Origin of the sequence: Nocardia farcinica, assembly GCF_001182745.1 — a bacterium.
In the GTDB taxonomy this organism is placed as follows: domain Bacteria; phylum Actinomycetota; class Actinomycetes; order Mycobacteriales; family Mycobacteriaceae; genus Nocardia; species Nocardia farcinica.
The window spans coordinates 50,580-65,872 of record NZ_LN868939.1; the positions used below are offsets into that span (position 1 = coordinate 50,580).

Below are 15,293 nucleotides of genomic sequence, written 5' to 3' on the forward strand. Positions count from 1 at the left end.
GCACAGAGCGCCTGTCATGGGCAGAATTCCGGTCACTCCTCAAATGGGGTTTTCCGCCAACCCCTGACAGTGCGCTCTACCGCGCTAGGTACCCGAAATCGTGGTATTGGACGCCGGAATTCGACATGTGGGCACTAGCCATCTACACGCTGCAAGGTGCCAATTGGCAGCGGGCGGGCGGAAAAGGCGAGAAGCCGGAAATCCTCACGCGACCAAGTGAGGGCAATGAATCTGAATCTGAATCGCAAGGCTACGACCTTAGCGAAATCCGCGCAGAGCTTCAGCGTCGCAGAAATGCGGCTCAGGCTCGCGCAACTGCTGACTAATGGACTATGGGAGGGCTGACGCGTGACGACGCAAGGCGCTGAAATCGCGACCGCGTATGTGTCGCTGGTCGTGGAGTCCTCCAAGGTCCCCGGTCAGGTACAACAGTCGCTCAGTGGCTTGGAGCCGCAGGCGACTCGTACCGGTGAGGGCATGGGCTCGCGGCTGGCCGCTGGTCTGGGCTCGACGCTGAAAACTGCCGCGACGGGTGTCGGCCTGGTGGCCGGTGCCCTCGTTGGTACAGCCCTGTCCAAGGGCTTTCAGCGCATGGTCGCGATTGACGACGCCAAGGGCAAGCTAGCCGGTCTAGGGCACACGGCCGAAGGCGTAGCGACCATCATGGAGTCCGCTATGGCTGCCGTGCGTGGCACGGCCTTCGGCATGGGCGAAGCCGCCACCATTGCGGCGTCTGCTGTTGCTGCCGGTGTCAAGCCGGGCGAGGAACTAACTCGGTACCTGAAGCTCACCGCCGACGCCGCGACTATCGCGGGTGCGTCGCTGGGTGAAATGGGCTTCATCCTGAACAAGGTCACCACGAGCGGAAAAGCATATACAGACGATCTGAATATGCTTGCCAATCGTGGTATTCCTATTTTTCAGTGGCTTCAAGAGGAATATGGCAAGTCCGCTGAAGAGCTGTCCGAGATGGTCAAGTCGGGCAAGGTCGACGCTGAGACTTTCCGCAAGGTCATCGAGGAAAATATTGGTGGTGCCGCGCTGGAGTCCGGCAAGACTCTTCGCGGCGGGTGGAAGAACTTCCAAGCGGCCCTAGGCCGTATCGGTGAGGCGGTCCTAGCGCCATTCCTGCCGATGACCAAGGAAGCACTGAAACTCTTCACCGGGTGGGCCGACAAGGTAACCCCAATCGCCAAGCGGGTAGCTACCAGTGTCGCCACCAACCTTACCGAGATGGGACAGGCGTTCCAGACACACGGTAAATCGATTACGGGCGCGGCCTCGAACTGGGAGAAGTTCGGTGTCAGGGCGCGGCAAACCGTCGACGGTATCCGTGGAGTCTTCTCCATCCTGAAGGATGGGAAGTATCTCGGTGAAGGCATGACTTTCGGCTTCGAGGAAGATTCGAAGCCGGTCGAATACCTATTCCGCATCCGCGAAGCGGTAATTTCGCTGTGGAATGCGATCCGGTCCAAGGACCTGTCTGGGGTTCGTGACTTCTTCGACGCCCTACGCGGCGGAAAGGTTGACGGGAGCGGGTACACCGAGGTCAAGGGCATCGGTGAGACGCTGGCCGAGACCTTCAAGAAGCTTGGCGATGCGGCGCAAACCGTTGGACGCTCTCTAGCGTCGATCCTTGGTGACGCCGGTGTCGTCGGCTCCGTGGTGCTGGAGCACTTCGCCCGAACCCTAGCCCTGGTGGCTGATAACACGTGGCTGGTCGCGGCGGGCCTTACGGCGTACGCCGCTGCGATGACCACCGCGAAGGCGGTGCATGTCGGCTTCGAGGCGATGACGGCTTTCCGAAATCTGCTGTCTCCGGCCACGATTGCCGCTCAGGCCGCGTTGTCCCGCGCGCTCGTCATGCACAATGCGGCCATTCGCGCCTACCTGGCGAGTATCGGCCAAGAGGTCCCGGTAACCCAAGGTGCGATCCGCTCGCGTCTGGCGTCGGCCCGTGCGTTCGCGCAGAACGCCTACAACGCGAACCTGGCAACGAACGCACTCACCCGATGGGCTGGACAGGCGGCTGCTGCCGCTACCTCCACCAACGCACTTACCGGTGCGCTGTATCGCAGTAGTGCTGCCGCGATGGCGGCTGCCGGTCGGCTCCAGGCGTACGCCACGGCCGGACTAGCGACTGTGGGCCGAGGACTCTCGTCCGTTGTCAACATGCTCGGCGGTCCGTGGGCTATCGCGCTGGCCGGTGCCTTTGCGGGCTATATGGTCTACCAGGGCCATACGAGCAAGACCCAGAAGGTACAAGACGCCTTCACACAGTCGGTGGTCGCAAGCGAGAAGGCCCAGCGAAAGCTACAGAGCGCGCTCAATGAAACGGGCGGCAAACTGGATGCGAAGGCCATCCAGGAAGCCGGAAACCTAGTTCAAGCCCGCATCTCCGCGATCCAGAAGATTGCGGACGAAGGGCATTCGGCCTGGGAGTCGTTCAAGAACGAGTTTTCTACGAATGCCTGGATGCGACTTGGTGCGCCTGCACCGCCTATCGACAATTCTGGGTACGCACAGACGCAACGTGCCATTGAGCAGAATAACACTCTGCTGGACGTCCTGAATCAGCAAAAGCTAGACGTAGATGATCTGGGCAAAGTCGTCGCTGAAGGCGGCGACGCATACAACCAGTTCATCAACGCGCTCAATTCTGCCGGTGACTCGGGACAACGTGTTGCACAGATATTCCAGGATACTCGCTCGGATATCGTGTCTATGCTCGACGCGGCGCGAAATTCGACGCCAGGGCTAGGCTCGCTGACCGAAGCGGTAGAAACCCTGTCTAGCTCTTCTGCGGAGGCTGACGACCGCGTGAGCGCCCTTAAAAAGGCGCTTGATGCTCTGTCGGGTAAGCCGGTGGAGCTAGAAGACGCGATGCAGTCCTACAACGACGCGATCCGAGACGTTATCGGGTCGACCTCTGACAAGTGGGACACGTCGAAGGGATTCGGCGCGGAGCTGATCGACGCCGCGACTGGTGGCGTGAATACGCTCACCGAAAACGGGTCGAAGCTCCGTGACGTTCTCAAGGAACTTCGGGACGAGACCGCCCAAGTGGCTGCCTCCGGTGGCGATATGGGACCGGTGTTCGAGCGCAACGCTCAGGTCTTGCGGGACCTGGGTAGCGCGGTCGGGCTAACCGAGGAACAGATTGTTCAGCTCGCGGAATCGGTCGGCTACATGCCGGACCAGATCACTACGTTGGTCAATCTCCGTGGTGCGAGCGACGTTACACAAAAGCTGACCGTGATGCGGGCCTTGATGGACGCAAACCGTGAAGGTGTCACCATCGACACCAAGCTCACCGGGTCGGCTGAAGTTATCGCGCAGCTTCAGGCTGCCGGGGCGAAGGTCACGGAGGTCACGGGCAAGCCGGGAGTTTTCTCGGTGGAGGCACCGGACATTCCGAACGTCATTGCCGAAATCGACAAGCTGATTGCGAAGCAAATTCCCGACAAGGTGGTCCGGGTCCGGGTTCAAAACGAAGTCGGCAACGAGGCATTTCTACAAATCCCGGAAGCCGCTCGTCCACGTCCGCTACCCGCACGTGCGGGTGGCGGGACGATTCCCGGATTTGCTACGGGCGGGACCATCCAAGGCCCGGGTACCGGTACGTCGGACAACATCCTAGGTATTGATCCGACGACGGGAAGGCCCACCGCCTGGGTATCGCCGGGTGAAGAGGTCGTTAAGGAGAAGTCCGCCCGGAAGTGGCGCGGACTGCTGAAGATGATCAACCGGGATGCCCCGGAGCTGCAACAACTACAACAACTTCCGATGTACGCCGCAGGCGGAAGTGTCCCTTACGGCGTGCAAAAGGCAGTCGAAGCCGCAAGGTCTGTCGAAGGCAACAAATACGTGTGGGGCGGGACCGGGCCGACCAACTTCGATTGCTCTGGATTCGTCGGCTGGCTTCAGCAAATTCTCATGGGCATCGAAGGCTCTACCAAGAGGCTCTATACCACGTACAGCCTATTGGACGGCAGCACAGCCGGACTGGAGCCGGGCCTAGGCCCCTCTGGGACATACTTCCGTGTTGGTGTCTCGCAAGAGCACATGGCCGCGACACTGGCCGGGCAGCCGGTCGAATCCGGTGGGGCGCATGGCACTTCGGGAATCGGTGGTAGTCGTGCTGGCGCGACGGATTCACAGTTTCCGTTCAAGTTCCACCTGCCTAACAGCCTGATCAAGGGCTACCTAGAGGGTGGTGGAGGCATCAGTGGCGGGACGCTCATCGAGTGGACCGCCGAGGATGAGCGGGAACTAGAGCGGCTCCATATCGCTGTCCAGAAGGCGAAGGAACGTCGCGATGAGGTCTACGCCGACGCGGAATCGTCTCCGTCTGATCGTCGCCTAGCGGACCTGGACGTTGCCGACGCCGAAGACAAGGTGATCGAGAAGCAGCGGCAGAAGGACCGTCAAGGGCAGATCGACGGCGGCGAACGGATCGCGCCTGAAGCGCCTGAGCTGAGCCGGATGTACTCCGAGGAGGAAGCCGACCGGATCAGCAAGCTAGCCGCTGTCCAGGCGGCGCGAGAGCGCCGGAACGAGGTCTACGACGACCCCACGTCGACCGCCATCGACAAGGCCCAGGCGGACGCGGAGTACTCCCGTGCGATCCAAGAGGCTCAGGCCCCGGATGAGGACGAGAAGACCCCGGCCCAGACCGTCCGGGACATCTTCACTAATGCAGCTTCCAATGCTGCCGGTGCCGCGTTCGACGCGTTCAAAGAGCAGTTGCCGGACAAGGTATCGGGCTCGCACTGGTGGGACGTGGCCGATCAAGTCGTCGCGCTCGCCAATGAGGACGACGACGAGGACGACGCGAGGAGCGTCACCGGCTCTACGCACTTCAATCCGGCCGAAGTTCTTCAACAATTGGGATTCATCCCCGGCCCCGATGGTGAGGCCCCGGACTGGGTGAAGAAGGCCCGCGCCAAGGCACCGAAGGTGTTCGATAACGGCGGCTGGCTGGAGCCCGGAGAGATGGGCATCAACCTTTCCTCCAGGCCAGAGCCGATTTTCTCCAGCCCCGAGCAACTTCGCCAGTTCGCCGGGTCGACCCTGGACGCTCCAGCGTCCCAGGGCATCAGCCGCGAGGAATTCGAACGCGCACTACTCGCCCGACCGAACGTGACCGTGAATACGGATCGCGTGAGCGAAGGCATCCGAAAGGTGCGTTCGGAGAACTCCCGCGCGGTTCGCACCTATATGCGGAGGTAATTTTTGGATACAGGACTCAATTTCGAAATTGAGTCTTGGCGCGGAAACGACTTCTTCCCGATCTACGGGGAGAACGCCGGGTCCCGGGGCGTGATCCTGGGACCCGGCCCGCAAGGTCTGATGGACGAGCCCGTCGAGACGATTTGGAACGCTACCGCGTATCAGATCGGCTCTACTCCCGGTGGCTACCGTGTCGAAAAGCGCGACATCACCCTGCCCCTGGAATTCGTCCGAACCGACGACGAGACGTTTCAGCGCAACGACTCAGAATTTCGCAAGGCTTTCCGGCCAGACAAGGACTCCAAGCTCTGGTGCCGCACCGACGAGTGGGGTAGCCGATGGCTTGATCTACGGCTCACCAGCGAGCCCGAATATGTCCTAGACCTTGACCCTTTCAAGCGGCAGTACGTTCACGCGGATTATTTCCTGACAGCGGGATTCCCCCGCTGGCGACAACCAGACGTCACCGCAAAGTGGATCAACCCGACCGATACCACTAACGGCACATGGTCGTATGGCACGGTCACGGTGTCGAATCCCACCGACACAGAAATGTGGTTGGTGTGGGTTGTACAGGCGTACCCGGGTGCGGTCTACGAGCTACCGGACTTCTCTTTCGGAGACGACAGGTACGAGCGTCCCGACGCGGACGCTCAGCGCAAGATCAAGCTTCCCGCACTCATCGCGGGCGAGCACCTGCGGGTCAACACCGATGAGCAACAAGACCAAGTGGTCTCGAATATCGACACCCAGGTCTACCAGCGCATGAAGGGCGTGCGATTCCTATACCCGATTCCTCCCTATCTGGGGACTCGGAATCACCCGACCGTGAAAAAGCCGGTCGTGCTGCCGGTCGGGGTCAAGGGTGCGCCCGCTGGCGTGGGTGTGCAAGTCCGTTGTCCGTTGAATTGGTCCCGCCCGTGGGGCCTTGATTAGAGGTTTCTATGACGGCTCCAGTCGAGACAATCGACTTTGACGCCGTATTCGAAGAGATTACCGAACGTCTCAAGAGGGACGCCGAGAGGCGGCTACGGCCGCCCCTGGTGCGTCTCTGGGATGGTGATTGGAATCTTCGCGGATACGTCAAGCAAGAATACGAGGCTAGTTTTCAGTGGCTACTCAATGAAACCGGTACTGCGGTTATCGAGATGCCGCTGGATTACTACCTGTCCCGCTGGCTGGTCGACATTGACGAGCGGCAGACCACGAACGTCCACATTACGTGTGACAAGGAAGGCGCTCGTTGGTCCGGCAGCATTGACGAGCTGAAGATTATCAAGGACTCGGAAGGTAAGCGGTATGTCCGCGCCACCTTCAAACACGATTACGAGCACCTGAAGCACATCCTCGTCTATTCGAATCCGTTCCTACCCCCCGAGGTGCAGTTTCCAAAGCTTTGGATTCTGTTCGGAAAAGCTCGGTGGGCGCTAAAGACCACCCTATTTGTAAATCTACTACGCCTAGAGTCTTCCCTCTGGACGCTACCGGACAATCCAATGGACCCGTCGAAGTGGTTCAATTTGGATCAGACCACATGGACCCAGGTTGTCAAACCGGACCTGACGCCGGATAACACAATCGGTGCCTTGGTTCACGGCCGATTCAAGTACATGCACGACGTGTCGAAGAAAGTGGCCGAGGATGCTCAGCTCACCTGGGAATGCCGTAGGTGGTTGGAAGGTGATGAGCCGCCTTGGCCGGGCGCGAACGTGCGTCACGGCTGCCTCGTGTGGGACCTCATCGACAATTCCGGGTTCGCCACGGGGACGAGCTTCGGCGGTGACATTTTCGGCGGCCTCACGCACGCCGTAACGGACTTTTTCGTCTCGTCTGGGGACAACTACTTGTCCGACGTGCGTAGGACGCTTCCAGACCCGAATATGCCGCCGGAGTACTTCCAGCCGGGCTACAAGGGCACGCTGCCGGAAGTCCCTGGCGTCATCTTCTACGAGTCCACCAAGGGTGGAGGGGTAGAAACCTCCGAATTCAGCTGGAGGCCCGCGACGGATGTCGGGGTCGTCTCCGGTGGTAAATCCATGCCCGGCGTGAATGAAATGATCAGTATAGCCGTGCAGGCTGTATTTGATCTGACGGCCGCGATACCAGGAGTTCCGCCCCTTGGCGGAATCGCTGACACGGCACTGAAGCCTATCTATAGTGACGTTTTTCTGGCCTTCGGCAAGTGGAAAGACCCAGCACGGGCACAACGGCTCTCTACCCAGGGATTCCACTACTTCGAGAAATTCGCGGATGGTGGGGACAGGGCGTACACAATCGCGTGGCTTCTCGCCATGCGAGCGGGCCTCTGGGAAACCCGGGAAACGACATCCCACAAGATCACCGTACAAGACGGTGCCAGTGGCTACTTCGTCGGCCAGAAGGGCTACGGCCATTTCTTCATCGGTGACCGTATCGGCTCCACCGTACAGGGAATGGCACCGGGCCGAATCTTCGTGGATCGCGTATCCGAGCTGACGCTTTCCTGGTCTCGTACCGAGTCCCCTCACTGGGACATCATCGTCGGCGCTCGCGAGCCCGAGGACCCGGTGGTCAAGGCGTGGGAGAAGTTCGAGGAAATTCTAAGCATTCTTCACGATTTGGGAGTCATCTAAGTGGCAAGACCTACGTACGAGAATTGCCAACCGGCCGAAGGCGAAGAGCCGAATCCCCGACGTATTTTCCGGTGGGCTCTCGCTGTACTGCCGTTCGTCGGCTCCACTCCGCTACTCGTCCAGGACGAGGCACAGGAACAATGGTCGCAGCTTCTCTGGGACCTGGGTTTCCGGCACCACCCGGAGTTGCAGACCAAGAAGGTTCGAACTCCGTGGCGCGGCCAACAAACGTACCTGAACGGTGCGGCAGAGATCGTGGATGTCGACGCCGAGGAACCGGACCCTATGACGATCCCGGACCCGCTGGCGTACACGCCGCATGAGCAGGCCGTAATGGCCGAAAGGCTGTATCACGCGGGAATGCTCGGTGACCGGGTACCGAAGTGGGACCCGGACGCTACGGCCTCTGAATCGAACGGAGAGCCGTTCAATCCGTCCGACCATAGTGTCAGTACGGTCAACGGATATCTAATGGCCTGTAGCCCTGCTGAAGCCCGCCGCGTGATCGCGGCGGAAATGGTCGGCAAGAAGCGCGACGGAATCCTTCGGAAGAACCGAGGAATCTAGAAACGAAAAACCCCGGACCGAAGTCCGGGGGATTCCTCGATATTTCTCAAAAGATCGAGGACAGATGAGCAAGAAAGATGAGTACGCCCTAGCCATCCTGGCCGAAGGGCGTCGGCGGGGCATCACGCCCCGAGGAATCGTGATCGCGTTCGCGACGGTGTACGTGGAGTGCGATTTCATCATGTACGCCAACGAGAAGGTCCCTGAGTCCCTACGCCTACCACACGAACGTGTGGGACGAGATGGCTTCTCGGTGGGCCTGTTCCAACAGCAGATCGTTCGCGGCGCGGGCGGGGCTTATTGGTGGGCCGACTGCGCAACATGCATGGACCCGACGCTCAGCGCGGGTTTGTTCTTCGAGCGGCTGGCCCGTCTTGATTACAACTCCAACGAGCATTCCCCGGGCTGGTACGCCCAGGCAGTCCAGCGGTCCGCATACCCACACCGCTACGACGAGCGGATGAAAGACGCGCAAGCCCTTTACGACCGCCTAGCGGGCTTTGTGCCCGCCGAAAAAAGGTTGCCTATGTCCAAGCCTGCATTTACCGAAATCGACCGAATGACGGGCGGAGGGCGGAGTAATCGCACCCGCCCACCGGTCAACTTCCTTCTTCACACCGAGGAAGGAAACTCGAGTGCTGAAGCGCTCGCCCGATACTGTGATGGAAGCAACGGAGTCTCATACCACTACACGGTCCGCGACGGCATTGTGTGTGACGTAGTGGATACCGACTACGCGTCGTGGTCCGTCTTGGATGCGAACGCGTACACCATCAATCTGTGTTTTGCCGGGTCGCGTGCAAGCTGGTCGCGTGCTGAATGGCTCATGCGGGAACGCGATATCGAGATTGCCGCGTACCTAGCCGTCCAAGATTGCCGGAAATACGGCATCCCAACAGACGTTATCGCGCCGCCCTATAGGCGAGCGCCGGGCATTTCCGATCACCGATACGTGACCCGGGTTCTAGGTATCGGGACCCATACAGACGTAGGCGACGGATTCCCCTGGGACGTTTTCACCACCTACGTGAACAAGTACGCCGGTACTGGCGAAAGTGAGGATGAATTGAGCTGGGGCGAAATTATCGAAAACAAGGAGGGCCAGAAGGTCAGCCGTGAGGACATGATTAAGTGGATTGACTTCCGCTTGGTTCGTATGGAACGAATGCTTATGGCTGCCCTGGATCAACTCAGCGGTGCTGGCGTCGCAGAGGCCATTCGAGACGGTAAGGCTGCGAAGTTCGACGGATTCGCACAAGGCGGAAATCGGTCTGCCTACGACCTCCAAGCGGCCATTGCCGCGAAGCTCGAAGTTCCCGGAACCAAGGATATGAAGGCGGCCTAGTGATGTACGAGAAGAATTCGGCTATCCGCCTGGTGATCTACAGCGTCGCTGGTGTTGCGTGTGGTGTGCTTATGCTCCTGGGCGTCATTACCGCCGACCAGTCCGACACCATCATGAACGCGGTCGGACCTGCTATCGGCACTCTGATTGCCATGCTGGCCGCTTTCAACGTGAACCGGTCGGATAGTGCCGACAACGCCCCTGCCGCCTCCCCGGCGGAGGATGGTCCGGGCGCTACGGTCGGCGCTTTCCAAATTCGGGAGTGACGTTTGATCGACATTCCCGCTGGCGCTCCTGGCTGGCTGGCCGCGCTGATGATCGTTGCCTACGTCGTATCGCAATGGCTTCAGACGCGCGGCCTCCGGGCCTCCCAGGAAGAGCAGAAGCAGACAATCACCGAAGTTCACGAGCAGGTAGCGAATACGCACGACACAAATCTTCGGGACGACCTGGACGCGATTCGAGATGAGTTCCGGGATTTCCGGGATGAGCATCGAGACTTCCGAGACGAGTACCGCAAGGACATGGCGAGTATTCGCGAGCACCTTCGAGACACGCACGGTCGTCTACGAGAGTTGGAACGACCGAAGGGGATCTAGGTGAGTTACCCCGTAGGCCCTAAGCCCGATGGCGCGTGGCAATTGGGGGACAGTGGCCGGTACGGCCAAGGGATCGAAGAGGATGCCGTACTGGGCATCGTCACCAACGGTGCCAAGACAAAGGCGATCAAGGCCCAAGACGAGCACCGGACCAATGTCCGGGAACGTATTGACAATACGTATTCCATCGCACAGGCGGCTTCCGGGGCCGCCGGACAGGCCGTTACCGAAGCTCAGGCAGCGGTCAACGCTGCCGCTGCGGCTGAAGCTACCGCCGCCACCGCCTACAACGCAGCCTCATACTGGGAAGCTGAATTCGTTGCGGCATCTGCCGCCGTAGTGCTGGGCGAGAATGAGCTACTGATCGGCCTCTGTCAGAACGTACCCGCTGGACTGAAGCGGAAAGTGACAGATATTCACGTCGCCTTGCTGTCGCAGCCGAACGGTATGACGTTCGAGCTGAAGAAGTGGAATGCTGCCGGAACCGTTAATTCCGTGGTCGAGACGTACACGCTGACTGCGAATCAAACCCGCGCGAACTGGCAGATTCTCGGTGGACACGAAGTGTCCAACCGCGAGCGACTATACGTAAACGTCACTTCGGTTACCGGTTCTGTCGCTCCGGTAGTCCTGCAAATTCTGGTCTTCGGCGTCCTGTACGACCCGAATATCCAAGAGCCTTCAGAGGTGGCATGAAAGAGTTTGAAATCATCTCCAACGGCGGAGTGATGGCGGACCATATCCGCATCCCTCCCCAGTTCGAGCCGATCATCAATGATCTTTTCGATGGGCGAGTGTTCGACATGGACACTGCCGCCGTCGTCATCCCGTGCATTGATGACGCAAAGGCGAAACTACAAGCCGACCCGGACCGCTACCGGCAGCACCTAGAGGGCCTAGGGCTCCGGCAGGTGCGTCAGATGCTCGACAGCATGAGGGACATCCTCGTGACGTTCCCGGATGCCACGGTCAGCGGACTAGTGGAGCCGTGACGTGTTTCTTCTAAGGCGCAACCTGCCCCTAGCGTGGGCAGGTTGGCGGGACGAGTTCGACTATCTACCAGGGCCGTTGCAGCGGCCCTGGGTCCACCTGGGCGATGGAGCAAGCGCTTTCACCGGTAGCTCTCTACTCGTCAACGGCAACTTTCTCACCGTCAACGGCGGAGGCCCGTCGTACCAGTGGCAGCCCTTCACCCCGAATTGGGGCCTGGACTTTGAAATCTATTGGCCCGTAGAGGGGCTGGCCTCTCAGGGCTTCTCAACGTACTTCACCGATTCATGGTCGCGGATCGGCGCGTCCTTTCAGAACGTGGTCGGCGTTCGGTTGATGTACGCGCCTGCCGCTGGCGGTAATCAAGTGATGGTCAGCCACTTCCAAAACGTCATGTCCTGGGATGGTGACGCCGCGACATGGGCGTCCCCGGTGCCGTTCGGTGGCAGTGGGAACGTCTGGCTGCGGGTGTGGTGCGAGCGGGACGAGTGGGTTCGGATTTGGGTAAACGGGACCTATGTCGGGTCCTGCATGATCAAGCCATCGTTCAAACTAGGGCCTGATCGTCGCTGTGTCCGATTCCTGAATACCGCGCTGGCAAACGCACAGATGCTCTGGTTGGACCACTACGACCGGCCGTCTTCGATCCCGCCGAAACAGGTGTGGTCGGAAGTCTTCTACGACGACTTCAACCGGCCCGATGGTGAGGCCGGGAACGGCTGGACTCAGATAGGCCAGAATGCGGCGCTCCGAAGCGGAGAGTGGTCGACCATCGGAACTACAGACGGTTCCCGAGGACTCATCCGCGATACCGGGATCACGTCGGGAATGGTCCGTGTGGAAGCCACAGCGGGAACCTTCAGCGCCCCGAAGACCGGTGCGGATTCGTCTCTCATCCTGTGCTCTAACGCGGCTGGCACGGAAGGTCTATCCGCGAACATCTTCGCCGGTTCCCTCTACATTGCTCGCTACTCCGGATCGCTCACCAACCCGTCCATGATCGACTTTGATCAGCTCACCAGCGGAGTATCGGTCAGCCCAGGGGACAAGGTGGCGTTCTGTGTCTATCAGGGTATTGCATGGATCGAAATTAACGGCACTCCACGTTTGTACACAGGCAACGCCCATCGAGTAATACCCCCGACCAATACGTTCGCGGGTCTGCGCGTCAGCCGAGCGTCATTCGCGGACTCGAATTCTTGGAACGATGTCCGAATTTTCTCGGGTATCGGATAAGGAAGGGGCTTCAATGGCTGGACGTAAGATCAAAGCCGAAAAACTGTATCTGATCGTCAATGACGATTTCGAGATCGTCTATACGTGGAAGGTGAACGGCGTTCCCGCGCCGTATCCTACCGGCCACGAACTGTATTACCAGTTCCAGAACGGCACGGATGGCGATTGGTCCGGGGGGACCAAGTGGCCGTTCACCATCACCGGGAGCACGGCGTATTGCCGTGTCGAGTCCGAAGCGGCGCGAGCCGCCATCGAGGACCGGACGCCGTATCAACTGATATTCAAGCACACGGATGAAACCCCGTCCCTCGACCGGGTGCTGCTACAAGGAAAAGTCGAATGGGTGGTGCCGTAGTGATCATCATCGAAGAGTCCGGGACCGCCCCGCCGTCCATCGGACCTGAATCCGTTGCTCCAGCCGAAGGCGTCCTAGTGCCCATGCCCGGCCCACCCGGGCCGAAGGGTGATCCAGGAGTGCCCGGCGAGCAAGGCCCTCCGGGTGACGGCCTTGCGCTGGCCGGACAGGTCCCTACCTACGCAGACCTACCGGCTTCCGCCCCCGATGGGTCGGTGTGGTTGGCAGGCGGGAAGTTGTACCGCCGCACCGGTGGTGCATGGCCTACCGAGTCCGAAGGGACATACCCGGGACCTCAAGGTCCCCAGGGTGTTCCCGGCCCACAAGGTGATCCGGGACCCCAAGGTGATCCCGGTCCACCCGGACCGACAGATTTCGAGCTTCTGACCAACAAACCGAGCACGTTCCCACCAACCGCACACACGCATTCAATCGGGGAAGTCTCCGGCCTCCAGTCGGCCCTAGATGGCAAGGAATCCATGGCTAACCGTGGCGTGCCCGGTGGGTACGCACCGCTGGACTCGTCGGCGCTGATCCCATCGACCTATCTCCCGTCCTACGTGGACGATGTGGTCGAAGGCTCAGCACTGGAGACCTTTCCGACGACCGGGGAAGGCGGGAAAATCTATGTGGCCGTGGACACCGGCAAGATTTACCGCTGGAGCGGGTCCGGCTACGTCGAAATCTCACCTTCCCCAGGGTCAACAGATGCTGTCCCGGAAGGCAGCGCGAACAGGTACTACACCGATGCTCGCGTGACCACGCGCGTTCAAAGCATGTTCGGCACCTCGGCCGGAACCGTCTGCCAAGGCAACGATGCCCGGCTATCGGACTCGCGTCCGCCGACTGCGCACACGCACCCTCAATCGGAGGTCACCGGGCTCACCACAGCGCTTGCCGGGAAGGTGGGCACTGACGGGACCGTGCTCAACGTCGTTCGGCTGACTCAGGCCGCATACGACGCTTTAGGCGCTGGCCGTCCGTCCACCACGCTCTACGTGATCGTGGGGTGATCGGATGCCGACTCGACTAGGCGACGCCACCCCTACGTTCCGGGTGGGTGATTCGAGCGTGTCTCGAATATATGCCGGGGACACAATGGTTTTCGCGTCATTCCTGCCGGTGTCGATGTACAAGGACGGGAATCACGCCATCCCGGGTAATACCTTCACGGACGTTCCGGACTGGATTGCTGATCCGGCCTACACCGGGACCACGTTGGACGGCACGACTGGCCTAGTGGTCGCCAGCAACAAGACCGGAGCGACCATCACGGGCAGCGTGAGGATTCAGAACGGCTCGGCTATCTCAAGGACGTACCGGACCCAGTTGCTCTACAACGGCGCGATCATCGCCACGCACGCATCGGTGTCTGTCTCAGCAGGAAAGACACAGACTTTCACACTCCAGGTGACACAGGATGTGACTGCTGGCGCGATCATCAAGCTCCAGGCGGCAGCGAGCAGTTCGGCCGGCGCTAGTCTTCTCGGAGGTGCGGACTCGTACGTCCGGGTGACATGAGAAAGCCCCTACCTTTCGGTAGGGGCCTTTTTCGTCTTACGGCTCGCGCCGTGGAAGCGGTGTGTCTGTTCGGGTACTCCCCCGGTGCTCGATGGCGTCGAAGATCACCCAGAGCACCAGCACACCACCCAGGACGGTGACCCACCAAGCTTCTTCGAAGTCCGACAGGCCAAGCCACACCATCACCAGACCTAGGACGACAAGGCCCGCACGGAACAAAGATGTCATGCCGGGAGCCTATCGCGCCCAGGGCCTGCACGCATAGCCCGATTCGTGGCCCGACACGTTCCGCCATGTCAGGGGTTTCGTGTTTTCCCAGGTCATTCATTGGAAGTCTGTTTGATTCGGCTGGGCCAATCTGAAATTCATCCCGCTGTCGCTGTTCCCGCTCGGCCGCGAGATCGTCGACAGCGACCAGCCTTTCGGCGCGCGCTGACTCGGCCGCTACTCCGACTCGGCGACGATCTGCTTCATGATCGCCACCGCCTGCTCGAGCACGTCGAGCTGTTCGCCGGTGAGGCCGGACAGCTGCTCGGTCATCCATGCCTCGCGGGCACTGGCCTCGTCGGCGATCAGGGCGCGGCCCGACTCCGAGAGCGAGACGATGATCTGGCGGCCGTCGGTGGGATGCGGCTTGCGCTCCACCAGCTTCAGATCCGACAGCGAGGCGATCACCCGCGTCATCGACGGCGGCTGCACCCGTTCCTTGGCCGCCAGCGCGCCCGGTGTCATCGCGCCCTCGCGGGCGAGCGTGGCCAGCGCGGAGAGCTGCGTCAGCGACACCGGCGAATCGGTGCGGCGACCGCGCAGATGCCGCGTGAGCCGGACCACCGCCA

The 15,293-nt window shown here is 60.5% G+C and carries 15 protein-coding genes; 13 read left to right on the forward strand and 2 right to left on the reverse strand.

What is annotated here, in order from left to right; translation table 11 throughout:
- Positions 1-348 precede the first annotated feature (348 nt).
- From AMO33_RS17300 to AMO33_RS17345, 13 genes are all read left to right on the forward strand, one after another.
- On the forward strand, positions 349-5,232 hold the full coding sequence (locus AMO33_RS17300; RefSeq protein WP_060593590.1) for a tape measure protein: 4,884 nt from the start codon (positions 349-351) through the stop codon (positions 5,230-5,232).
- A 120-nt stretch (positions 5,233-5,352) separates the two neighbouring features.
- A complete protein-coding gene (locus AMO33_RS17305; RefSeq protein WP_240327547.1) occupies positions 5,353-6,168 on the forward strand; it encodes a phage tail protein in 816 nt (271 codons plus the stop codon).
- Positions 6,169-6,176: 8 nt separating this feature from the next.
- Complete coding sequence (locus tag AMO33_RS17310; RefSeq protein WP_060593592.1) at positions 6,177-7,844, forward strand: Gp37-like protein; 1,668 nt, start codon at positions 6,177-6,179, stop codon at positions 7,842-7,844.
- Complete coding sequence (locus AMO33_RS30470; RefSeq protein WP_076574152.1) at positions 7,845-8,411, forward strand: phage gene 29 protein family protein; 567 nt, start codon at positions 7,845-7,847, stop codon at positions 8,409-8,411.
- Between the two features lie 64 nt (positions 8,412-8,475).
- Positions 8,476-9,756 (forward strand): N-acetylmuramoyl-L-alanine amidase, encoded by a 1,281-nt coding sequence (locus AMO33_RS32615; RefSeq protein WP_060593594.1) that lies wholly within the window; start codon positions 8,476-8,478, stop codon positions 9,754-9,756.
- Between the two features lie 2 nt (positions 9,757-9,758).
- The gene (locus AMO33_RS17325; protein ID WP_139337597.1) at positions 9,759-10,022 is read left to right on the forward strand and encodes a phage holin; all 264 of its coding nucleotides are present in this window, start codon (positions 9,759-9,761) and stop codon (positions 10,020-10,022) included.
- 3 nt (positions 10,023-10,025) lie between these two features.
- Positions 10,026-10,355 carry a DUF2746 domain-containing protein gene (locus AMO33_RS17330; RefSeq protein ID WP_060593544.1) on the forward strand — a complete coding sequence of 110 codons (330 nt, stop codon included), beginning with the start codon at positions 10,026-10,028 and terminating at the stop codon, positions 10,353-10,355.
- On the forward strand, positions 10,356-11,051 hold the full coding sequence (locus AMO33_RS31610) for a hypothetical protein (protein ID WP_139337596.1): 696 nt from the start codon (positions 10,356-10,358) through the stop codon (positions 11,049-11,051). It begins immediately after the preceding gene.
- On the forward strand, positions 11,048-11,347 hold the full coding sequence (locus AMO33_RS17335) for a hypothetical protein (RefSeq protein ID WP_060593545.1): 300 nt from the start codon (positions 11,048-11,050) through the stop codon (positions 11,345-11,347). Before AMO33_RS31610 ends, AMO33_RS17335 begins: the two co-directional genes overlap by 4 nt.
- 1 nt (position 11,348) lies before the next feature.
- Positions 11,349-12,581 carry a hypothetical protein gene (locus tag AMO33_RS31615; RefSeq protein ID WP_139337595.1) on the forward strand — a complete coding sequence of 411 codons (1,233 nt, stop codon included), beginning with the start codon at positions 11,349-11,351 and terminating at the stop codon, positions 12,579-12,581.
- Positions 12,582-12,594: 13 nt separating this feature from the next.
- A complete protein-coding gene (locus tag AMO33_RS31090; protein ID WP_060593546.1) occupies positions 12,595-12,936 on the forward strand; it encodes an LtfC-like domain-containing protein in 342 nt (113 codons plus the stop codon).
- A 479-nt stretch (positions 12,937-13,415) separates the two neighbouring features.
- Positions 13,416-13,949: a phage upper tail fiber protein gene (locus AMO33_RS32195; protein WP_174520488.1), complete on the forward strand. Its 534-nt coding sequence runs from the start codon at positions 13,416-13,418 to the stop codon at positions 13,947-13,949.
- Positions 13,950-14,058: 109 nt separating this feature from the next.
- Positions 14,059-14,457 carry a hypothetical protein gene (locus AMO33_RS17345; RefSeq protein ID WP_139337594.1) on the forward strand — a complete coding sequence of 133 codons (399 nt, stop codon included), beginning with the start codon at positions 14,059-14,061 and terminating at the stop codon, positions 14,455-14,457.
- Positions 14,458-14,493: 36 nt separating this feature from the next.
- On the opposite strand, the gene AMO33_RS17350 is transcribed toward AMO33_RS17345, so the two are convergent.
- Positions 14,494-14,685 (reverse strand): hypothetical protein, encoded by a 192-nt coding sequence (locus AMO33_RS17350; protein WP_060593548.1) that lies wholly within the window; start codon positions 14,683-14,685, stop codon positions 14,494-14,496.
- 216 nt (positions 14,686-14,901) lie between these two features.
- Positions 14,902-15,189 (reverse strand): MarR family winged helix-turn-helix transcriptional regulator, encoded by a 288-nt coding sequence (locus AMO33_RS31620; RefSeq protein WP_261307352.1) that lies wholly within the window; start codon positions 15,187-15,189, stop codon positions 14,902-14,904.
- Positions 15,190-15,293 lie beyond the last annotated feature (104 nt).

Coding starts and splice junctions, on each gene's coding strand:
- AMO33_RS17305 (WP_240327547.1), top strand. CDS start 5,353: ATGGACGAGCCCGTCGAGACGATTTGGAACGCTACCGCGTATCAGATC.
- AMO33_RS17310 (WP_060593592.1), top strand. CDS start 6,177: ATGACGGCTCCAGTCGAGACAATCGACTTTGACGCCGTATTCGAAGAG.
- AMO33_RS32615 (WP_060593594.1), top strand. CDS start 8,476: ATGAGCAAGAAAGATGAGTACGCCCTAGCCATCCTGGCCGAAGGGCGT.
- AMO33_RS17325 (WP_139337597.1), top strand. CDS start 9,759: ATGTACGAGAAGAATTCGGCTATCCGCCTGGTGATCTACAGCGTCGCT.
- AMO33_RS17335 (WP_060593545.1), top strand. CDS start 11,048: ATGAAAGAGTTTGAAATCATCTCCAACGGCGGAGTGATGGCGGACCAT.
- AMO33_RS31090 (WP_060593546.1), top strand. CDS start 12,595: ATGGCTGGACGTAAGATCAAAGCCGAAAAACTGTATCTGATCGTCAAT.
- AMO33_RS32195 (WP_174520488.1), top strand. CDS start 13,416: ATGGCTAACCGTGGCGTGCCCGGTGGGTACGCACCGCTGGACTCGTCG.
- AMO33_RS17350 (WP_060593548.1), bottom strand. CDS start 14,685: ATGACATCTTTGTTCCGTGCGGGCCTTGTCGTCCTAGGTCTGGTGATG.
- AMO33_RS31620 (WP_261307352.1), bottom strand. CDS start 15,189: ATGACACCGGGCGCGCTGGCGGCCAAGGAACGGGTGCAGCCGCCGTCG.